Here is a 23,304-nt window from a genome sequence, read left to right as displayed (position 1 = left end):
CATTTATTAATTATCAATATATACACATCTTGAACTTGTAACCTTATTATAAAGATTGAGAAGACTTTTTATATTTTTTCCAGGAGCAAATTCACTCATTTTTGCAACAGAGGAACCCGAACCAAGAGCAGTACAAGTTCCAGTATAATTCCCCCCGTCTGTTACATCTTGGTACACAAAAGCTCCATCGCCATCCTTGCAAAATACGCCCAAAGATCTTGGAGTTGTATTTCCTCCAGACCCACTTGGAATAGGTGGACACGAAGATCCGGTCTTAAATACGTAATTATCATAGTAATAAAATCCTCCATATGTATCATTATCACCTGGTAGATACTCACCCCCAACTATTTTTAAACCGATCCATGCTTCAACCGCCCCTGCATCTGGTGATGGATGAGGATAATTTTCATCATGGGGATTTACTTTAAGCAAGGCATTAACCCAACCTGCCCCAGTGTTAGGGGCAGCAAAGAAATACCCTCCTGAGTTACAAACCTCGTGTCCCTCCTCCCATGTTCCAGGAGTACCATCTGATTTTTGTCTCAATCTAAAAGAACCACTACTACTCATACAGAGATAATTTTGTAGTGTTTTTCCAACAGGTGTCGAATGAACAACAACTCCCCTGTGTCTAACTCCATTAACAATAGAACCATACCCCTGCGCACTGGAACCTGGAATTATTGATGAACCTGTTACCACTGTGTCTCTTGGTATCAACTTCAAATCAACACTTCCACCTGGTTTATAAGAAATATAAGGTAAATTTCTAACATCAGTAGAATTTGTACGTGGTAAAAAAGGAGGTTCTGCAAGCATCCCTCCACTTGAGTCTGCCTTAAATGCAACCCAAATTGCTGTTTCATTAATATTAAGGGCCTCTTTTACAATTTCAGTCATTTGTTCACTAAATTCTGGAGAACTAATAGCGTTTGGTGGTAAAAATATTCCCTGTTTCGCAACATTAACATACTTTAAAATATCTGAATTTGTAGAACCAAAATTTGTCTGTAGTTCAACAAATCTAGGATCAGTTGTAAGCATCGGTAAAAAACCATTCGATATAGATACTTTACTAACTACTTCAGTCCCCATATTAAAACAATAGTCATGTGCCTGACTAAAAGATCCTTTTAATAATGTAGTTGAACCATTTGTTTCAGGAGATCGTGCCAATCTAAACTTACCTGCAGAATAACATAAAATGGGTCGAGAGATTGCGCAATCAGAATTTCTATAGGTCCAAGATTCAGAACCATCAGTAGCGATGTTAATCATAACGCATTTATCAATTCCATTTGGTAGTGGGGCCGGACTAAATTGAAAATTGAAGTTTTCTAGACTTTGAATACCAGGAGATGAACACTCTGGAATATTACTGTCTAAAGCTTCAGAAGGCATTTCTGTCATCTTTCCAAATGTGTTAAGTCCGAGCCGAGAACACGATTTCATGTAGCATGATGTACATGCTACTCCACTTGAGGAAAAGATTGAATTAAACGGGGTACCATCGGCCATTTGAAAACTTAAACTGGGAATATAATTTGATCCATCACCACTTGAACAAGCAGAGTTACAGAATGTAGACATTTTTTCATCGTCGCTAAAATGTGCTTCAACTATGGTGCTAGAAGTTATATTCAAATTAGATGGAGCAATTGTAACAGCTACACCTGAAGAATTTAATAAATCCGCTCCATTTCCATTTGAATTTGCAACAGTAAATTTTACATTTGAAATAGGAACACCGTTTGGATATTCAGTTAGTAGACGTTCTGGAGCAGATAATTGCATTTTGAATGGCAAACTTCCGAAAGTTCGATTTGTATACCCATATTTTTTGCATTTAAATTTTTTTTCGGCACAAACAAACGATTTTAAACTACCTGCATCATTTTTGGTTCTAATATCAATATTATTTGATAGTTTCACACCTTCTTGAGCATAGAGACTTAAAGCATGTGCCTCAAACACGTTTTGAACTGAATAGTTATATGCAACATCTAAAGGGTTACCATTATATATTGCTTTCCCCTGTGAATCGCCAAAACCAGCTCCAGTAAGCACTAAGTTTTGTGTTTTTGTTACTTCATTTGAAGTGCCTGGATTCAATGTTAGAAAACGAGTACACCATCCCACACTAGCTGCCCAAAAATTATCTACACTTGATATTTTATGTCTTTCAATGTCTCCATTTTCATCAGCTGAACCATTCCAATATTTAAATAAAGTAAACCTAAAAAAAACATCTTTAACATTAATATCAGTTCCATTACCAACAGCAATTGGAATAAGTTTTGTTAAATTATCTTGTGCCACTAACCTTAAAGGAACAACATTTAACAGAAATTTAGTATCTAATTTATTGAATGCTTCTATTTCCTCTTGAGTTGCAATTTCAGAATCTAAGGGTTTAGGTTTGAAACATATATTGTATCCATCTGGAGAAGAATCACAATCATTATTTGCAATAACATCATACTCAGGTGTGATTTCATTTAGCCATAATTCATGAAGCGGTGATGTTGCGGTTCCAATTGGAGGTAATACGAGATTGATAAGTCCTGGCCCTGGATCTTTTTGACTTGTCTCTACTAAGGCACAAACACCCCTATTTCTAATTAAAAAATTGTTGGGATCAATAATTTTATTCATACTACCCATAATATCAATTAAAAACTGGGATGGTTTAATTTCAACCGTCTCTGTGATTGAAAGCTTATCAAAAAAGCCATTTCCCGTAGACTTTTTTAATTCTTGATCATAGAAATATTTCTTTGTTTGAGTAAGCATTAAAATTGATAATGCTGTAACACCAAAAGCAGTCATAATTTCTATCAAACTCATCCCTCGTCGGTTTTTTAAGTATTTGAATAAATTATTTAACATTGAAACTTCCTAATGAGTTTTAATTACATATATCGTTGTTGAAACAGTTGTTTTTATCGCAGGAACTGTAGATTCACCTGAAAAATATGGTTCGGCCATTCTTCTAGGTTCGACACCAGAATTTTTCGCAATTAAATTTTCATGATAAGAGGTTGGATTATTCCAAACATAAGTTCCGCCAGGAGGGATTACATTTCCGGTTGAAGGATCATATGATTCCCAAAAAGTTGCAATTTTTTCATCTGTATCGACATCTTGATGGGAATATCTTGAAACTTGCAGATCGTATTTCACTGAACCTGCATCAGCAATATGATTGTTTGTAACTGTAGTCGTTGCATAAGTTTGTCCACTAGCAGCTCCAGGAAAACGCATCCGAATTGTTCCACCATTAAATTGAATTTTTTCTATTAACACTGCACAATCAAATTCATCGCTTAAAGCAACTTCTCCTCCACCTGGCATAATCATAAAATCTGGTTCTTCTGCAATTTTAGATGAAAACAAGTCCTTCGAAAAAGTACTATCATCTAAATTGAATTCAACAAGGGATTCATCTTTTCTATAGGTTACGGATCTTTGTAGTTTTAATCCATATAAGATACCTGGTCCCATATTAACTACAGATATTGGGACGTTTGCCATTGCGTGTGAACTTGAATCTTTTCCAAAATGGGGACTACTTCTACACTCGTTAACATCTAAACTTCCTGAAACTGCTGTTGAACATAGTTCAGTACAAGAACCTGGAGATATAGATATTTTAGGAATTGCAATCGGCCTTCTCATTCTTTTTGTATCTGTGGCCGGTAAAAACTTTCCTTCCTCATGATCATCAGCGACGGCAATAATGGCAGTTATAGCAACGGTCCAGTAATCATCGTCTACCAAACTATATATATCAGGAATTTTAGTAAAAGCAATATCAGCATCTCCTGCAGCTAAATTTTGCAAATCAAAAACTAAATAGCCTTTGATTTTTTTATTGGTCTGTATATCATCATTTGGATCAGGATCGTCATTTCCTATTTGCATGTTGACTTCTAATGCATATTGCCCAGCAAATATTGCAGTAAAATCTGGAGGTAATTCTTGTATCGAAGATAAAACAACTTCTTTAAGTCCAAAATGAGAAAGTTGCAATGGACTTGCAGGAAGTTTGTCTCCGGCCCAAATACATTCGTAATTATTACTAAATTTTACATTTTCCCTACAAGCTACAAGATTGTTTGAAATTAGGTATGCTCCTAGGTTTATGATCCCCCTTAGCTCTTCATCATAAACAACCTTATTCGTAGCAAGTTCTTTTAGAAGATTTCTTTCATCTAATCTCTGTAAGACTGCCCAAGTTATTGCAACAACAAGTCCAACGAGGGCCATTGCACCTAACATAGTACTGCCTTTACGCGATTCTAAAAATTTTTTTAGCATTTCCCCTCTCCCTGGGACAATTAGAACATTTCCACTTTTACAAATCAAACATATAGCAAATAATTTTTTAAATTACGGATTTTATTATATACCTTCACAATTTTCGGTGTCTAGTTTTCTTGGCAACAAGAGTCTATTGAAGTCCCCCATCACTGGGGTCATAAATAACCATTGGAGATTCCGCTGTTAAAAATCTACCCTTGTCATTTTCAATGTTACAACTTTTAGAGGTGCTATTAAGAATTTCATCACGTGAACATTCATTATCCATAATAGCAAACCTGATTATATAAGGATCGGATTGTGCTTCTCCAACATTTGTATTTTGAAGCAACGTGTTAAATGCTGCTCCATATGAAAATTTGAGTTCATTTTCGCCTGGATATTTAGAAATAGTTTCGTTAATACCCTTTTTAACAACATAAAAAATTGAAGGAGCATAATCATTATAATCACTGCATTGTGCGTACATTTGACCGCCCGGACAACATTTCACTAGAAATTTTCTTTTATTATTTGTACCCATTAAATAAGGTCTATAAGGCAATTCTATTATTGTTTTTGCATCTGACAGGGATAAAGTTGTTGTGTTGTAATCACTTTTCTTCAAACATCGAGAGATCAAAAACTCTTCCTGTGTTTCTCCATTGACATCCTTGTCAATTTTTAATGTTGTACTATCCATAAAAATATTTGTTCCAGGTATAATTTCAGGGTTAAAAATATACCAATTGATAGTTGGATCTTGTGCTTGTTTAATTGCCCTTTTCTGTTGCCTTGTTAAATTTCTTCTTTTCATTTCTTCTTTCGTAGGCCAGAGACGATTAATCACATCAGCTATTGTCTCTGGAACACCAGCAATGACGATTGGATTTGTCTTAGGACTTCCTGATCCGTAAAAATCATATCCAACCTTTGCAATATCAGAGTATTGTCTAAAATTCTGCGGATCATGTAAAAAATTAAAAGTAGAGTCACCATCCTTATAGGGAATTATATGATAGGTGTATGCAGAGTCATAATTTTGAAGGTCAAAAGATCTTTTGAATCTGTGAATTTTTATAGATAGAGTGTAATCTAGGTCATCCATAGTAGATTCTGTATCGACAGATCTAATCAGATTGAAAGTATTCTTATACATAGATACAGCAACAAACATGACAATACCCACGAGTGCTGTCGTTATCGTCATTTCAAGTAGGGTAACGCCTTTGTTATTCATTCATTTTTCCTTCAAGCTAATATCAATATGTTTTAAATTGATAACAATTTGGTGCTGCTCCTGTATTACTAGCGAAATTTACAAAATCATTATAGATTGAGTCCGTTGCAATATAATTGATATGGTTAGAAACATTCAACGCGACACTGTTTGTTGGGGAGACACCAGTAAGATTGCCATCTTGATCTGTGCTTCCATTACAAAATGAAGTGGCGACAAGTTCTGAAGAGAAACCAACATTTGTTTTCTTTGTACTAAGTGACAAAACTCCATTCATATCAAAGTTTGCACAAATATAATACTGTTTGAAGGCCTCAGTTCCTGGGCCTCCGGTTAAACATGTCCCCGACGGAGGTGTTGCCACATTCGGAAATAACTCACCAGGTATGAGATTATATACGCGCTGTTTTCCAATAAGTGCTCTATTCGCATCGTTGAAATTTATTCCTGTAGGATCATCTCCTTTTAGTGCTAAATTAATCCATACAGCTTTATATGGATTTGCTGCTCCTGGATCAGGGTGTGGATAATGAGTATGGTTATTCATAACGAGTAACATCGCATGTGCCCACCCTAGCCCGGTTGTTGGGATAATATACTGATGTCCAGCTCCTAGGGCATTACACGCACTCTGCGCATTTGCTCTTAAAACCAAGTTTGGCGTAATTTTAAAAACTTCATTAGTACTATCCCAACATAACACAGGTAATGTCAGGGTTGTAAGTTGTGGATGTGAAGAATTAATTAGATCAACCCCCCTGTATTGAGTTCCATTATATAAAATTCCAAAAAAGACATTTCCTTCAGGAATATTTGAACTATATATTGTTGGGGGAGTATGGTTGTGATAATTTTTAAAACTAGAAGCACCATTGGTTGAAAAACCAAACAGATATTTATGTTTGGAATCTTTACCTTGAATTATTGGGATCGCATGAACAATTTCTTTTTGTGCGTCTGCTACTTTTTGTTGTTTTAAAACATAGGGAAGCCAAAATTCTACATCTTCCATTGATGTACCATTTACTTTAGATTTTAAAACAGCATAAAAATCTCCCAAATTTCTATTTTCCATAAAGGCATCTGGCCCGATGAAAATTCCTTGTCTACCGAGATTAGGAATTTTGAAGTAATTAGCATTGCCTGCATATGTAAAATTATTATTGAGATCTACGATAATAGTATCAGCATCAGGAGGATTCGCTCCTCCCCCCAATGGATCAGTAGCATTCGGATCTATAAACTTATGAAATCCATCTTTTTTAACAAACTCGGTGCCAGACTCGTAACAACGTTGGAAAGCATCTGCAAAAGTTATATTTTGATCAATAGTTCTGGTGACATTATCTGAAGCATCTATCGAAACACTCTTAACAAAATCAAATTTACCTGATCTAAAACACAATACTGCTTTTGTTTCACTGCAATCTTTCAAATAAAACTTGATATCTTCTAAAATACCTCCTGATCTGTTATATACACCAGCAATACACTTGGCCTTTGTATTATAGCTATTTGGTGGATTATAAGAAGGTGGAATATTGGGAACATTTCCCGGAACACTAGCATCCCAAACTTGCATTTTAGTAATATTTGGGTTTTCAATTTGAGTTTCAAAATCAATTACTTCATTAATTATGAGTTTGTCTTGACCAGGTTTAGTAGTTACATAGAAATCAACAGCACACTCAGGAATTGTTGCATCCATTGGTTCGTCAGGAATTCCGTATGAGTTTAAAATATTTGCATCTTCCAAAGGTCCGATCGTTTGCAGCCCGATTCCGGCACAATTTTTCTTGTAACAAGCATTACAAGTCACAAAATTATCTTTGTAAGAAGGATCAGTATCTCCCAGCTCAAAAAGAAAGTTACTAGTGGGTTTATCAAATATTCTTACGTAAGCTTTATAATCAGATGTAGTTGCATGATCACAAATCGCTCTACACATAGTATTGTTTGAAGTTGAATTTCCGGGATCATTCATTTTAAAATTGAATGTTTTATCAAAAGGTAATGTGAATGAAACATTTGAAGCATCTGAATAACTTAAAGTTGTATTGGCAGGCGTCAGGATATTTGGACCTGATCCAGAACTTCCTCTTACTTCAAGATTCATAAATAGTTCTTTATCAAAATCTGTCTCGTTTGGTGGATACAGTGAAATGTTTAATTGTGAAGATCGATAGATTCGTTGTGAATCATTTCGATGTCTACAAGTGAACATTTTTTCTTGGCAACTAAGGGCGACTTGTTCAGCTGCGTTGGAAACAATATTAATCTGTGAGCTATCAACGTACTGAGTAGATGTAGCAGTTAATTTATCAAAGGAAATTTCAACACTTGAGCCAGGATTATAACTGTGAACAGGAGAAACTGAACTAACGTTATAGACAGAGTGTGCAAAGGGATCTGAATTTCCGTCCCCGGCCAATATCAGTCTTAATGGATCTGGTTGACTGTCCCCATTTAAATCTAAACCAGTGGAAGAGCACCAACCCAACCTTCCGGCCCAAAAATAATTTGTGAATTTTTTATTTAGCCTATCAGTTCCGGCCTCAAAGGTCACTTTTCCAGTTGTACTGTTAATTTTTCGAGTAGTGGAATAAAAAAATTTATTTAAAACAATTCGAAAAAAAACTTCTTTGACATTTAGTTGGTTTACTATTGAAATATCTAAGGGTTGATAGTCAATTTTACCAGTGGATTTCACGGCCTTATAGGGAATAATTTTTAAATAGAAAACGATAGATTTGGCCGTTAAATTGTCTATGTCTTCCTGGGTGATTTCTTCCGTTGGAACACTTGGAATTTTAGGTTCAAAACAATAGTGATATGCATGTATTCCATCAGCGCATTCTGTACTTGTTGTCAGTTGATCAAAAAGGTTTTCTGAAGCGAGATATTCATTAACTAAAGTTTTAAGTGCAGTTGGATTTTGAGAACTTTTTGGTAAGTTCATAAAAACTTGATCTGGCCCATGTGCCGGATTTTTCAATGCAGCTGTCGCCGGAGTCATCATCGCACAAATTCCTCTATCACGTTTTGAGAGGTCTTCTGGGTCTGAAACGTTACGGCCCATATATTTCACAAGTTCGTCAACGACATCTCTTGGCTCAGCGTCGATTAAATTTATTTCTGTAAGTGCTTTAAAAAATCCACTACCTGACCTTGATTTTTTTATTTCAATTACAGATCTGTCTTGTAAAGTTCTGATTCCAACTAAAGCAATACCAATCATTGAAGAAGTTATAAGAACTTCAACTAAACTCACTCCATTTTTTGTATTTAAAATTTTCTTCAATACATTCATAATTTTCCTAATTCAATGTATGGTAATCATTCTTGCTTCAGTAAATGTTGTACCTTGTACTTGCAATTTAGGAGTGCCATTTTCAAATTTTAATTTCGGTTCAGATATTCTAGCAGGTTCAATTATTGAATTAGCAGAAACGATATTGTCTGGTGGTTGGAAATCATATGGGTTATAAACTCCAGGAGTCATAGTGTTAGTTTTCGGATCAAAAGTCCCCAAAAAGGGAATAATACTTGAATCAGGCTGAACGTGAGATAAAGCAAAAGGAGATAACTCTAAAGCGTATTTAACAATTCCTACATTTTCATATTGAGTTGTACTTTGATCGTTAGTATTTGTTGAAAATGTACCCATTCCGGCCAGATCTCCAGCTAAGATATTTGCCGTATTTATTTCTTCTAAAAGAGACATGATTGAAGAACAATCAAAATTATCATCAACAATTGTAAAACTTTGAGAGGGTAACAAATATCCCTTTTGCAGAATCACCTCGCCATCAGTAATTGCTTCTTCAAACACAGAAAACTTTCCTTCTAAAGGCGGAGGAATTGTCTCGGTGGTTGTATTTCCAAATAGTGTTGGATCATAAATAACTTTTCGATATAATTCTAAATTATATAATATACCTGGACCTAAATTTGTAACATGAAAGGTTACTCTCCCTTTTGCATTATCTGTAGAACCTGGTTTTCGGCACTCATTAACTTCACTTGAATCCATAATCCCGGTGGAGCATGATTCTGTACAAATACCTGTTTCAACAGTGATATTAGGAATTGCAATCGGTCGTTGCATACGTTTTGTACGAAAATCTCGATTATACTTAGTTGGATCATCTTCTCTAGGGATAGGAATAATGCCTGTTATAGTCAAAACATCAAAATCTTGATTGACCATTTCAGTGTAATTATAATTTCGTGCAATCTGAACATCTCCTTCTCCCCCAAAAGGATTTTGAAGTCCAAAAACAAGATAGCCAATCACTGTTTTTGATTCAACTCCTGCTGCGGCCCCAAATTCCATAGTAATTTTGTAGGCCAATTGATCGTTCAAATTACTTAAAGCATCAAATCCATCTAATTCAGTTTCATCGACAAGGTTAATCTGTACAAGCCCCATTTCACTGGGATCAACATTAACTGGAGTTGTATAACCAGTTATAGCAGGTACTTCTGAGTGGTGGTTTCCGGCCCACTTACAATTTCTATTAGTATCTGAAAACTTAAGTGATCTACAGGCAATAAAGTTGTTTGAAACTAAATATGCTCCAAAGTCTAATATGCCATCCATATCCTCACTTTTTATGACTTCTTCTCGGGCCAAATCAATGAGTAGATGTCTTTTGTCAACTTGTTGCATAAGAATCCATCCTGTCGTCCCTACAAGCCCAAGTAGAGCAATGGCCATAAATATTGAGACACCTTTATTTCCAAGCATACTTTCCTTCAATCCCTGGATATATTTAAGCATTTTAATGATGTTACAACTAACCAATCACACTTATTTATTTTAAGTTCCTAATATTATTGTAAACTCAGTTTCAGTTGTACGTCCATGTCTTGCCACACATTTTTTGCGGAAGTCACAATCGTTTGAAAAATTATTTGACTAGAGTTGAAATCTAAAGAATTTGATCTTCTGTTACAATTCCACTTTTTTCATGTATTAACATATTTGGAGAATACCAATGAATTTCAAAACTCTTAAATATGCTACTATTCTCCTCAATCCATTGATTTTCAACTCCAAGTTCATTTAACCAATCTAGATATTTCCTAGTAATTATGGAAATTGGCATACCATTCAAACTTACAGCATGTAGTCCAATTCTAGCACTTGAATGAATAATACGCTTAGGTGAAAGTAGAAAAAAGACCACACACATCGAGGCACATTTTTTATTTTTTTCTATAACTGTGAAGACATTTTCACTTTTGATTTGTCTTGCGTGGTCGATAAAATCTTTCATAGCGCTATACTGAGACAGATATCCACCTAAAGAATCTAATTTAATAATAAGACCTCTACCAACATCAAGATAATCAATAATAGTATTGAGAATTTCAGATTCGTCTTGTAATCCTCCTGAACGATTTAAACCAATTGGTCCAGTCAGCTCGAGGTATTGAAAATCGCTGTCTTCCATCAATGAGTAATCTAGGGCCAAAATTTTAAAACATATTAAAAATATTGATAAAATTTTCACCCTCAAATATTAAAAAGAATTTATTTCATAATCAATTCAGGTGAGCAAATATAATATAATCTTGACCGTTTTGATGTGTCTCTATTATAAACAACAAATGTCAGAAAACTTAAAAAATAAAAACATCATGGCAATTGACTACGGGACGAAAATAACCGGCCTAGCTCAAATAACTTTTGGACGAGATCCATTTCCGGTTCCGTTTGGTAGACTTAAATATACGGATGATTTAAAACTCTGTTTGGATATTGTTAAAATTGTGGAAGACGAGTGTATTGATCTTGTCGTTGTAGGTCTTCCCTTATTTTTAGATGGTAAAGAAACAAAAATGTCCCAAAAAGTAACAAATTTCATCAATCTTCTTAAAGGAAAAATAAATATACCTATTGAGACTCAAAACGAATCTCTTTCTTCATTTGAGGCCCAAGAGAGAATGAAAAACTCAGCTGCTTTTAACTTTAAGATTGATCTTAAAAGAATAGATGAGATGGCCGCGACAGTGATCCTTGAAGATTTCATCAAATGTCAAAATTAAGTTAGCTAACACTTTAGAATTAAAGTTTGGCCAATTAATAAAACGATTTCAAAAGACTTTGCTACTACAAATCAATTTCAGTTTTTTGAAAGTCTCTCCAAAAATAAGAGCGATTACAAGGTACTGTTTCCTCTCAAAATTCGATTCTCAATTATAATCATTTTTTTCGAGAGATCTGAATAGGTTTTTATTCAACTGCTGAAACCCTCCGCTCAATTTAAAACTTGGTTAAACCAAAGGATCCTAGTAAATATTATTAGCGAGAGCTCAGAAAAACCCCGACATGTATCTGCGTAGCTATTTTTTGACTTGTGGCGATGGGAATACAGAAGGTAAAATAAGATATGACGAAATTTAGATTACTGTTATTTTTAGTGATTGCTCCAATTTTGGGCGTGTTATTAGCATCTTTTCAAATCTATTACAAGATACAGGTTTGGTCTTATAATGGGCCAGACATTGTGTTCGAAGTAGAAAAAGGGGAAACATTTGGTCGAATCAATTACAGACTAGGCCAGCAAAATCTAATCTCGAGTACTAAGATCTTTCATCGATATGCTCAGTTTAATGGCATTATGACCTCTTTTAAAACCGGGAAATTTAAGATCAAAACAGGATCAAATATGATCGATGTCGTTAGGATTTTAACGAAAGGGACATCAATTGGAAACTTGATCACGATTCCAGAAGGCCAAAATATGTATCAAATTGGAGATATTCTAGAGTCAAACAGGATAACATCGAAGAAAGATTTTGTAAGTTTCTGCAAAGACCCACAAGTTTTAGCAAAATATTCTATTGAAGGCCCTTCTGTAGAAGGTTTTTTGTACCCTGATACGTATCAATTTGAAGAAAATACTCATGCAAAGATAGTTATAGGCACAATGATTGATCACTTTTTTGATAAAACCAAGAATTTAGATTTTTCAATATTATCATTGAATAAGTTTCAGGTGATTACTTTAGCTTCAATTGTTGAAAAGGAAACCGGAGCTCCGTGGGAAAGGTCATTAATTGCAGGTGTTTTTCATAATAGACTTAAAAAACGAATGAGGCTTCAGTCTGATCCAACTACAATATATGGAATATGGCACAGGTATAAGGGTAACTTAACTAAAAATGATCTACTTCAAAAAACTGAATACAATACTTACAAAATAAGCGGACTCCCTAAGGGACCTATTTCAAATCCAGGTCTGGATGCAATTGAGGCGGTTCTTAATCCTAAGGATCATGAATTTTTATATTTTGTGAGTCAAAATGACGGTACACATATTTTTTCAAAAACATATAAAGACCATAATAGAGCAGTGACTAAATTTCAAAAAACGAGGGAAAATCGTGAGGGACGATCTTGGCGAGAACTTTCTAAAAAGTTAGGCTCAGATAAAGTTTCAGGTTTTGATGAAGAAAAAAATCTAGAGTAATCATTTTTAGATCTGCCTCAAAATCTCTCACTATCCAAGTGGTATGAGATTTTATATTTAACAACAATCATCTCGCCAGCAAGACTTAAATAATCAACTACCACAGAGGAAAATATAACCCTAATAAACTCTTAAAGAAAATTTGTCTGTCTTTTTATTAAAATATTCTGAGAAAATCTCGATACTGTACTTCTGCTGTCAAGGGCACTTGATTTTTTTCTTGTGCTCAAACTTTTCTGCAGTGTAGAATAGATCTGTTAAGGAGGTCTTTATGGACGATAAAAAGTTAAATGAGTACAAGGAGTTGCTCCTCCAACACAAGATGAGGATTCTCAATGGTGATCAATTTAAGCACAAGGATGACTTATTTGTGGCCCAAGAGGATTTACCAGATGAAGCTGATCTAGCAGCTAGTGTCATTTCACAGCAAGTCACATTTAATTTACGTCATCGGGAAATGATGAAATTAAGGGCCATTGAAGAGGCCCTGATGAGGATTGAAGAAGGTGAATTTGGACATTGTGAAGAGTGTGGAGAGAGTATTGGAGAAAAAAGGTTGAAAAACCAACCCTGGACTATTCTTTGTATCACTCATGCTGAAGAGAAAGAAAGAGAAGAAAGTCAGATTCAAAGATACGTTGGACAGTAGACTTAATCTTTATAAATATCATCTACTAATTCAGATAGAGAATAACGTTCTAGTTCATCAATATCATTTACAGGTTGTTTAATGAGGTAGAATTCTTTTTCTTCCTCAACAACCTCAATCATTTTAGTGTCCTGAGTTGGTTTCAAGATTTCATTAGTCGCACCGATAGATTCATTAATCTGGCCTATTAACAAGAATAGATAGAAAACTCGTTTTGTCATTTATCCCTCCTGGACTGGTTTCAAAACGTTGACCGTCAAACAGATAAGCAAAATGGCCGCCAAAAGATTTGACGGTTTTTCAATATATTCCGACTTTGGTCCCACTTGATAGTGGGCAAAACGTCACTTATCCATGTAAAGTTAAATAGTTATCGCTCTGGCCGTTTATCTATTTGACACTAGTCTCTAAAATGTTCAAACCTTATACAAGACAAAAATATAAGACCATGAAATCACGGCCACCCTGTAGGAGTTACTTTTGGCATCCAACTTGCTGATAGAAAAAGAGGCAAAGAATTGGCCTTCCAATTCATGTCGCAATTGCTATTACAACCTCTATACTAGGAACTGGGTAAAACATGAGATTAAAAATCACGACCCCTATCGCTAAGAAACTAGAAATTGCCATTTTTCTTTTTTTGAGTGTTGCCTCAGTTCAGGCCTTTGTCCCTAAAAACCAGCAAACCCTGCAACGGGCCCCTGAAGTTGATTTGCGGAAGGCCATAGATGATTTCAATACGTCTGTGGACCTTTCACCCTCTTATTCAAAAAATGATCTTCCGAAAAAATATTTAAACTGGGGACTATACGGTCCTACAAATTCACACATTAATTTGCTAGAAGGTTGGAAGCTTTTCCACAACAAGGGGCACCAAGTTGTGGTTGCCGTTATTGATACAGGTGTTGATATTGAACAGGACCATCTAAAGAATAACATTGTCGTTAAATCAGGCATTATTTCTGTCAGAAATTATGGAAAGGATTTTTCGCAATTGAATAAAAGTGGTCAGATTGTAACATCTGATGAACCAAAAGATACCCATGGGCACGGAACTCATGTTTCAGGTATTATCAAAAGTATTTTTCCAGATGTTAAGCTGCTTCCACTCAAATATTATAATCCGATGGCCAGTGGAAAACAGAGTTTAGACGCTACTATTAAAGCGCTCAATTACGCTGTAAATAATGATGTTGATATCATCAATTACTCGGGTGGAGGCCCTCAAGGAAGTCAAGAAGAGTTAGAAGTTCTGGCCAGAGCTCGGCAAAAAGGGATCTTGATTGTAGCGGCCGCAGGAAATGAGGAATCTAACATTGATAAGGAAAGTGATCACTATTATCCTGCCAGTTATGGACTTGATAATATTATCTCTGTATCTGCGCATAATCAAAGTCTTAAACTTATTAAGGCCTCAAATTATGGCCAAAAAAGTGTTGATCTTTCTGCCCCTGGAGACAGTATAAATTCTTCTCTTGTAGGAAATCGTTCAGGTACACTTACAGGGACCAGTCAGGCCACGGCCTTTGTGACAGGAGTTGCGGCACTTATAAAGGCCAACTATCCACAAGCAACAGCAAAACAACTTAAGGATATTATACGTTCCTCTGCAAAAGTAGAGCCTGGTTTAATTGGAAAGAGTGCTTCGAATGGGCGTTTAGACGTTGCTAGTGCTCTTCGATTTTCTCAGACTTATTTTGAAGGAGAGGAGTTGAAAAAGCGGCAACTGGCCACTGAAAAATTCAATAAGCGTTCACGCGGGCCAGGTAGTATTATCTTTTTAAAAAAAGATAATAGGGAAAAAGAAACGAAGGAAATTGAGAGCGCGATTTAATTATTTTATAATAAAATTAGTGATCACTGATAATTTACTTATTTAAATGTGATTTCATTACTCTCGAAAACTAACATTAATACTTTCAATATAATCATTATCTGTGGATATATGTTATGTATGTTTCATTTTAAAATATTAGATTCAATAGTCTAAAAATAATTACTTTTTCAATTGTGAAACTCATATATAATTGTTTAGCTTGGAAGTAAGTTGGGTCACTGACACTTATCATAATTTAATAGACATTTTGCGATAAGTTCTTCAACTAGGAGGATTTATATGCAAAAAAAAGTTCAGTCCCTAATAGAAAAGACCAATACTATCGTTCAAAAAACTGGCCATGGCCCAAGCGTCCGTTATCCACTAAAGTTTCTTAACTGCACGAAAAAAGACAGAATAAAAAAGAAGCGAAAAGCCAAGTTTATACATGCTTTTCTTCACTTATTTTTAACGATTGATATAGGTCTAAAACCGAGTTTATGAAAAAATTTCAGCGATTTAATATTACGCAAATGTATTGCCGCAACAATATCGTTGTTAATATTTTTTTGCAACATACTTAAAACTGAGTTTCGGAATTGTCCTTTTAATGATTTATTTATTTCACGAGCCGCCCAAATCCAGGCGATTAATTTTCGGGGGCCATCTTGCATGTTAACTTCACCTAAAACCATAAGACCTAAAGGAGAATTGTGGTCTTTTCCAAAAATAACAGTATTCCACGGAATTTTATCTCCTGTTAAGATAGCTCTAGTTTCTTCCTTTTCAGTGCTACTCATAAACGGCATACGGCCACCTTCATAAGAATCCAGCAGACTATTTATAACGAAGTCTCTAGCATCCGTGACTTGAGTATAAGGGACATCATCGTATGTTCCAATTTTTTTTCCTTGTATGATTTCATTTGGTAGTATGACTCTAACTTTTTCAAACTTCCTAAATCTATCACTTGATAACACATTGCTTGCAATATCGGCTAAACTTATGTTTTCTTCAAGTGCAATTTCTAAACTGTTGTCTGTTTTTTCTTTTATAATTTGGTCCAATTTTTTATCTTTCATAATATACTCGCAATTGGTTGAGGTACATATTCTCAAACTAAAAAACGTGATACTCATCTACTTAATGTGCATAAACGCATAGAGACCATATAGAATTAAAACTTCAGCAAGTAAAAAAACAAAAAACTTCGTCGAAAGAGTGTTATTAAAAAATCTCATTTCCCAAAATTTCATAAAAAAACCCTTATGGTGTATCTCAAGAAATTGAAATGTTTCCCTACTATATTCGCTCCATTTACCAGGTGTTTTATGCAAAACAAATTCAATAATTCTCTGTTTTACCCTTAATCTCACTAATTCAATCAAAATGTCGTCAATTTCAATTCTAAACTGATTTTCGTCTGCACGTTTTTTACTGTTTAAATAACTTACAATATGTCCAAGTCGCATGACTAAAAATTTTTTAAGCTCTTCTCCTCTAAGTTTTTCACCTTTGCCATATATTGATTTTTCACCAAAAGGAGACCCTACACGTAGTTCATCTGATTTGAATATTTTTCCACAAGAATCACATTTATCATCATCAATAAAAGGAGAATTACATGATGGACAGCGTTTCATTTTACGATATTTATGTAAATATTTGACGTTATTTAATTCTTCAATATCCATATTCTTCTCCCACGGCCCATCTTAGCTTAAATTGTCATAAGAATCACTCACTATGACAAAATTACTTTATTTTACAGTATGCATTAATTTAGTAATCTTGATGGCCAAGTAGTAAAAGGCCAACTAAAATAGGTCGGTGTATAAATTCAAATATATAGATATTCTTTTAGTCATCATCGGAGGAATCCTTTACTCCATGGGCTTTCCACATCTAATACTTCCTACAAATTTTATCTTTGCTCCAATTGGAGTCTTTTGTCTGTATTTAAGTTTAAACGGTGAAAAAAGATTTTCTATACTTCTACTAAAACTTTACGTCTTTTCGTTAACTATATATCAAGTTGGCTATTATTGGATACCATATACACTCTTTGAGTTTGGAGGAATTGCTATACCCTTTAACTATTTTTTAGGCCCTGTTTTTTGTATTGGTATTATTCCCCAATGGCCGGGCTTTTTTATAATTAGACACTTAATTGTACGAAAAATTAATATCTCACCTTCTCCCCTAATAGATGCAATCGGACTAACTCTTTTTGAAATGTATTTTCCACAACAATTTCCGACTCATTTAGGACATACGTGGTTAAACTTAGCACCCTATGTAGGACTTGCCCCGCTCTTTGGAGTAAGTTTTTTTTCTTTTATTACCTATCTATTCTCTTTCTACTTTTCACAAATTCAGGACATATGGAAAAGTAATAAAAATATTCTTTTATATTCTTCTCTTCCTTTAACTCTTAGTCTTGTTGCCTGTTTTCTATTCCCACTCAAATGGGCCAGTGATCAAAAACTCAATATTAGAATGGTTCAGGCCAATATAGGAAATTTTGTAAAAGTTGATAGTCGAAAAGGTGGTGAAACTTCAATGAGTAAAGTCTTGAATGCTTATCACTCACTAAGCATGATGCCATCTAAACTTAACTTAGACCTCATTATCTGGCCAGAAACGGCATTTCCAATATCACTTGAACATGGTCAAATGCTGAATTCTAAAAATTATATTCCACCAATATTTCATCAGATTGTCTCTCAAACAGATGCCGATTTATTTATTGGTGGCTACGATCATGTTCCTGATAAAGCACCAAATGACTTATTTGAAAGTGAGTGGAATGCAACTTTTCTTTTTAAAAAGAAAGAAGATTCTGCATATCTTGAAAGTTTTTATCATAAGATAGAACTTATTCCTTTTGGAGAAACATTACCGTTTGGCGACCTTAATGAAGAAGTTGGCCAGTATATTCAAAATATTTCCTATTTTGCGAGGGGAAAAAACTTTACTCTTTTTGAAACTAAAAAAGGTCATCTCTTTACTGCCGCAATATGCTATGAAATTCTTTTCCAAAATTTTATTAGAAAATATTTAAACTCAACTGATAAGCAAGCTCATTTTATTGTGAATCTTACCAATGATTCTTGGTACGGAGATAGTTCAGAACCTTGGCAACATCAATTTCTCTCACATTGGAGGGCACTTGAGTTTGGGCGGCCTGTAGTGAGGATGACAAATACTGGTGTAACTTCTGTTCTCTATCCTGACGGAGGACAGTCTCAATATCTTGGAGTGTATCAGAGAGATTTTTTAGACATAGAGTTAAATACTAAAAAAGTCATGGAAAAAACTTTTTTTCAAAAAATGGGAAACCTTCCCCTTTTAATTATTTTTGGATTTCTTATAATTGTAAAGTTTATCATATTTCGAAAAAAACATATTCTTGTATAGATTTTGTTTAAATCCTGTTTGCCATATATTTTGTTTACATGTACATCAAATACAAATTTTATCTAGGCAAGTGATGAAAATTATTTCTTTTGTTTTTCTTACTTTTTGTACCTTTGCAGAAGTTAAGGCCCTTCCATTAAATGGGGAAAATTCAAGTTTATATTATTCTGAAATTGACGTTTCTATTGATGAATATGACAAAATGGTTTACGTGGTTGGACTTACGAAGAAAAATGCCTTAAAAAAGGCCATGTCTTCAGATTTAACATATGCTCAAGAAGTTGTTAAACGGAAGATTATTGACAGTTTAACAATGGAGGAAAATAATCCTATTTCAAGAAAAAGAAAATTTGTAAAAGTTCATGTTTTAAAGGTATTAAATCACACTCTTCTTAGAGTTAAATCTTTGGACAAAAATTTTAATCTTTCATTTTTTTCACTAAATGCAAGAGTTGCTGTCATTTCAAATTTTAAGATCAAACCTGAAAGTGAATTTAACAATTATGAAATTAAGGAAGTAGCTTTAAAATTTTCCAATTTTAGTGAGACACTTAAAACTCTTGATATTGAAAAAAAAGAGCTCTTTCTCAATCCTGACAAGAAAAACCCTCATTTTTTTTTGAATCTACAACCATCAAAAAAAATAGATCTTATGTATTTTTTGAGAAGATACATAAACAGTATATTTAGACCTGATTTAAAGATTGAACTCATTTTAATAAGCGAAAAGTCCATTAGAGTGATTCCAATACAGTTTGAAGAACTTTTTCAAAGTTTAGGTATACAGCGGCCATCTCTACCAAAAAAGGTCATTCATAATTGTCTAAATCTTTTTACACATAATAATTAAAAATAGTTTATTTAGATCTGAGTTGTATTTTTTTTCTTGGATTTAATCTGATTAATTTTTCCCTTGAATATTTAATTCTCTTTAAGCTAAGACAGAACATTACCCGGAGATTTTAATGAGACACTTTTTAAGTTTAGTGACAGCTATGTTATACATGCCTATTTGTTTTGCGGGGATGAATCTATTCACACAAATCAAATGTATGAAAAATATGGAAAGAATTACAAGTGAAAATGAACATTTTCACTTAATGATCAATCAGAAATTAGATGTTCTCATAAAATATTCTTGGTCAAGTCAGACAGAAAGGAAAGTCACCCAACTTTTAAAAGAACAAAGTGAAGATAAAAAACATCGAAAGAGTGATGTTGAAAATTTAAGTGAAAAAATCGATAAAATTATGCTTCGCGATCTTGTTGATGAAAATTCCCCTCGAAATTTTATCAAAATTGCTAGAATTGTAAAAAATCTTTTTTCGACTTCTGAACTTGAAGAAATAAAGAAAGATAAGTCGAATATTTTTCTAGCATTAATAAATAAAGCGGAAAATCAATCTGCGAGTACACAAGGTGTAAAGACTCTTGTTGGCGACATAGAACGTCTAAAGTTGAAATACTTAGATATTTTATCGTTAGGTGATCATCCTCCTCATTTGCGTTTTTCAAAAATGATTACTGAATTGGAATCTGGAAACATTTTAAATCCAATCGTATTTGAGGGTATAAAAGATATAATTGAAATGCCATCAATTCTTCTTTCCTATCTTTATAAAGAAATGCTAAGAAAGGCCTATCAAAATTATCTGACGGCTGAAAATAAAGAGAGGCTCTATAAATATACACAGAGAGATTTTTTAAAAAAATTTGCTTCTGTAGAATATTTAGATTTTTTGAATCTTCTTGTGTCTTATATGAATTATCCTGGTCAAAGGTTATTTCAGGTTGAAAATGTTGGACAAAAAATTGAAATTAATTTCAGTTATCTGCAAAAGATATATACTGATTATTTTGTAGAAAAAGAGACCATCTTTAGCAACTCTGATATTGCATATATTTCAGCGAGTGCAGTTCAAAGATATCATATTCTAGTCGAGAAATACAAACTCTACGCAAAGAAGATGATAGAATTACTTATTAAAAATGAAGAAGTGGTAGTTAAAAATATAGTTGTGCAATCAAGTCAGTTTGATTTTAGTATTAGCAAGAAAGCATATCTGTTTAAAAATTCTCTAACTGAAGCTCAATTGAATGAAGAAACCATTATCATGAATGAATACAATCTAGATACTTATCTTGTTTCCTCTCGATTTATCTTAGATAGTGCACTTACCTATTTTACAGATGAAGCTCAACTCATTTTGGATGCTTATATGAGATTGACTCCACAGCTGAACCTGATTGAAAATGATGGTCAAAACAAAATGTTTCTTCCTCCTTATGAGGCAATATTTTGCACCTCTGCATTAAAGACATCCCAATATTTTTTTTCTACTTCTGGGCCTGTAAAAGAAGAAATAAGTCAAAAAGAAAAAATTCATCTCAAGAGACGGCAAAAAGATCTTAAGCTTAAAAGATTAATTCATAAAGAAGAAGTCCAATTGCTTAAGGAAATTGACGATACAGTTAAACATTTGCAGAGAAAAGACGAATTTAGGTTCAAACTCAACTCACGTCTAGCTGATATATTCAATGACATGTTCAAATTGGATAAACTTCATGAAACTCTACACGCAAATGCCATATCAAATGTTTATGGTTTGCTGAAATATTTAATTGAAAATAAAAAAATTAATGATGAAATTAACTTTTCTAAACACCATCATCATTTACTTTCTCTAGATCCAGCGATCGTCAACAGAAGTATCAGAAACGTTATAGAAAGTGATCAATATATTAAGGACAATAGAATTAGAACTTTCCTCAATGGTGTGAACAAGGGCCTGTATTCGCTTAAAGCAACAATCAGAAAGCAAATTGAGTTATTGTTTAGACAAACACTAGAGAGGGCAAAAAAAGATATCTCGAATGGAATACTGATTCAAAAACAAAATGCTCTTTCTTTAACAGATGAAGAGAGGTCAAAGCTCTATTCTCCAGTAAGTTTAGCGCATTTACTTGAGATCTATTTTCCTGGGAAATTATTATTTCTGCTTATGCAATATAGTACAGAAAACAACAATAGAGTTCTTAAGATTAATCCCATTATTGAAAAAGTGCTTGGGATTACGGGTTCTGAAAATCAAAAGCTAGCTGATTTGCTGAATCGTAGAGGATTTAATGTTCATCAAATACCAGATGATGAATATTTAAGTTTTGATATATATGAAAGAATAGCAGGTGAAAAAAACAAATTATATAAGATTAAAAAAGCACTCCCGGCCATAGCAAGAAAAGGTCTTGGTATTAAGTCTTTAAAACCCCGTTACCATAGGATACGTCAGTGGTTCAGGTTCCCACCAAAAGTCATGTCTTCATTTAGTAATGAAGAAACCCAAAATCATAAATATTTCATCAATTTTATTAAAGATGTTCTTTTTCCAAACCAACCCTTTTACATGAATCAAAGTTTAGTAAAATTTGCTAAAATCATGGAGCTTGACTCTCATGATTTTGTTTCAACTTTTCAGGGGAATATGCCTTTAAGCAAAGAGTTGGCACTTGAACTTTTCAATCAATTTCCGCATCGACAAGATGAATTCGTAAATTTTACTTTTGATGGGGAAAAGATCTTTGAAGAAATGATTTCAGCGAAATCTCAAACCCTTCATCAAAAAGTTATTGGTGACTATTTAGATATTATTATCAATGGTGGAAATTCTCTTAGTCTTGAAAATGAATTTTACCGAAAAGAACTTATTGAGCAAATGAAGCTTCAAAATATTTCAGTGAAGGAATTGGTTGCTAAAGTTGATATACCTCCCCTATCAATCCGTCAGATTCTTTATGGAGAAAGACCGATCACACCAAAAGATTTGTTTTTAGTAAGAACTATTGGTCTTGATATTCCAAAAGATATTCCTTCGGATTTAAGTCGTAAAATTGAAATGATAAGAGATTACAATTTAAATAGCCTACAACAAGGTGCCACTCAGTTGAAACGTTTTAAGGTAAGAGAGTTATTTCAAAAATATACAGATTCGGTTTCTATGATCAATATTGATGTTATTTCTAAAATAATATCTGAGCTTGTCAATCAGCAAGTATTTCTCAAAATTGAAGAATATCAGGAGCTCATAAGCAAACTAAATGAGCTTGGAATTGATGTGAATTTAAAATCTGAATATTTGAGAAAAATCTTTTTGGAGGTTCAGTTACCTTTAGACAGAGATTTTCAAAATTATATTTTTGAAAACAAACTTGATATTCAGCAAATTAAGACGCTTGAAATTTTATTATTCAAACAATATTTAGAAGGTGGTGTTTCTCTTTCAAAACTACTTGAAGATTACAAGTTATAGTAAGCTTTTTCCTTTCTTGATATTTTATGATGCAAAGGAACGTCAAAGATTTCAATAATCCAATGTGTTACGATTTAAGAAATACT

The 23,304-nt window shown here is 33.8% G+C and carries 16 protein-coding genes; 7 read left to right on the top strand and 9 right to left on the bottom strand.

Translation table 11 applies throughout. The features are described from left to right. Positions 1–6: 6 nt before the first annotated feature. The 6 genes from H6622_06950 to H6622_06925 form a co-directional block, all read right to left on the bottom strand. Complete coding sequence (locus tag H6622_06950) at positions 7–2,892, bottom strand: hypothetical protein (GenBank protein ID MCB9061242.1); 2,886 nt, start codon at positions 2,890–2,892, stop codon at positions 7–9. Between the two features lie 9 nt (positions 2,893–2,901). Continuing rightward, a complete protein-coding gene (locus tag H6622_06945; protein ID MCB9061241.1) occupies positions 2,902–4,323 on the bottom strand; it encodes a hypothetical protein in 1,422 nt (473 codons plus the stop codon). A gap of 133 nt (positions 4,324–4,456) precedes the next feature. Next, a complete protein-coding gene (locus H6622_06940) occupies positions 4,457–5,545 on the bottom strand; it encodes a prepilin-type N-terminal cleavage/methylation domain-containing protein (GenBank protein MCB9061240.1) in 1,089 nt (362 codons plus the stop codon). Between the two features lie 22 nt (positions 5,546–5,567). Next, positions 5,568–8,855, bottom strand: a complete 3,288-nt coding sequence (locus H6622_06935) for a hypothetical protein (protein ID MCB9061239.1) — start codon at positions 8,853–8,855, stop codon at positions 5,568–5,570. Between the two features lie 12 nt (positions 8,856–8,867). Then, on the bottom strand, positions 8,868–10,328 hold the full coding sequence (locus H6622_06930; protein ID MCB9061238.1) for a hypothetical protein: 1,461 nt from the start codon (positions 10,326–10,328) through the stop codon (positions 8,868–8,870). A gap of 151 nt (positions 10,329–10,479) precedes the next feature. Then, entirely contained in the window at positions 10,480–11,064 is a 585-nt protein-coding gene (locus tag H6622_06925) for a hypothetical protein (protein MCB9061237.1), read from the bottom strand. Between the two features lie 97 nt (positions 11,065–11,161). Between H6622_06925 and ruvX the strand changes: the two genes are divergently transcribed. From ruvX to H6622_06910, 3 genes are all read left to right on the top strand, one after another. Further along, entirely contained in the window at positions 11,162–11,599 is a 438-nt protein-coding gene (gene ruvX, locus H6622_06920; protein ID MCB9061236.1) for a Holliday junction resolvase RuvX, read from the top strand. A 344-nt stretch (positions 11,600–11,943) separates the two neighbouring features. Further along, positions 11,944–13,026 carry an endolytic transglycosylase MltG gene (mltG, locus tag H6622_06915; protein ID MCB9061235.1) on the top strand — a complete coding sequence of 361 codons (1,083 nt, stop codon included), beginning with the start codon at positions 11,944–11,946 and terminating at the stop codon, positions 13,024–13,026. A gap of 271 nt (positions 13,027–13,297) precedes the next feature. Continuing rightward, positions 13,298–13,675, top strand: coding sequence for a TraR/DksA family transcriptional regulator (locus H6622_06910; protein MCB9061234.1), 378 nt, complete (start codon positions 13,298–13,300; stop codon positions 13,673–13,675). Positions 13,676–13,677: 2 nt separating this feature from the next. On the opposite strand, the gene H6622_06905 is transcribed toward H6622_06910, so the two are convergent. Further along, on the bottom strand, positions 13,678–13,896 hold the full coding sequence (locus tag H6622_06905) for a hypothetical protein (GenBank protein ID MCB9061233.1): 219 nt from the start codon (positions 13,894–13,896) through the stop codon (positions 13,678–13,680). A gap of 359 nt (positions 13,897–14,255) precedes the next feature. Here H6622_06905 and H6622_06900 point away from each other — a divergent pair, with 359 nt between their 5' ends. Next, positions 14,256–15,509 (top strand): S8 family serine peptidase, encoded by a 1,254-nt coding sequence (locus H6622_06900; protein ID MCB9061232.1) that lies wholly within the window; start codon positions 14,256–14,258, stop codon positions 15,507–15,509. 440 nt (positions 15,510–15,949) lie between these two features. Here the strand turns inward: H6622_06900 and H6622_06895 are convergent, their stop codons facing one another. Together H6622_06895 and H6622_06890 are read right to left on the bottom strand one after the other, a co-directional pair. Next, positions 15,950–16,573, bottom strand: a complete 624-nt coding sequence (locus H6622_06895; protein MCB9061231.1) for a GNAT family N-acetyltransferase — start codon at positions 16,571–16,573, stop codon at positions 15,950–15,952. A gap of 57 nt (positions 16,574–16,630) precedes the next feature. After that, positions 16,631–17,185: a hypothetical protein gene (locus H6622_06890; protein MCB9061230.1), complete on the bottom strand. Its 555-nt coding sequence runs from the start codon at positions 17,183–17,185 to the stop codon at positions 16,631–16,633. Between the two features lie 136 nt (positions 17,186–17,321). Between H6622_06890 and lnt the strand changes: the two genes are divergently transcribed. The 3 genes from lnt to H6622_06875 all read left to right on the top strand — a co-directional run bounded on the left by lnt (position 17,322) and on the right by H6622_06875 (position 23,218). Continuing rightward, positions 17,322–18,911 (top strand): apolipoprotein N-acyltransferase, encoded by a 1,590-nt coding sequence (gene lnt, locus H6622_06885; protein MCB9061229.1) that lies wholly within the window; start codon positions 17,322–17,324, stop codon positions 18,909–18,911. A 73-nt stretch (positions 18,912–18,984) separates the two neighbouring features. After that, the gene (locus H6622_06880; protein ID MCB9061228.1) at positions 18,985–19,761 is read left to right on the top strand and encodes a hypothetical protein; all 777 of its coding nucleotides are present in this window, start codon (positions 18,985–18,987) and stop codon (positions 19,759–19,761) included. A gap of 115 nt (positions 19,762–19,876) precedes the next feature. Next, entirely contained in the window at positions 19,877–23,218 is a 3,342-nt protein-coding gene (locus H6622_06875; protein ID MCB9061227.1) for a hypothetical protein, read from the top strand. The last annotated feature ends 86 nt before the right edge of the window (positions 23,219–23,304 follow it).

Source organism: Halobacteriovoraceae bacterium, from assembly GCA_020635115.1.
Lineage (GTDB): Bacteria > Bdellovibrionota > Bacteriovoracia > Bacteriovoracales > Bacteriovoracaceae > JACKAK01.
The sequence above is the reverse complement of the archived record's forward strand: the minus strand, read 5'-3'. Positions and strand labels throughout refer to the sequence as shown.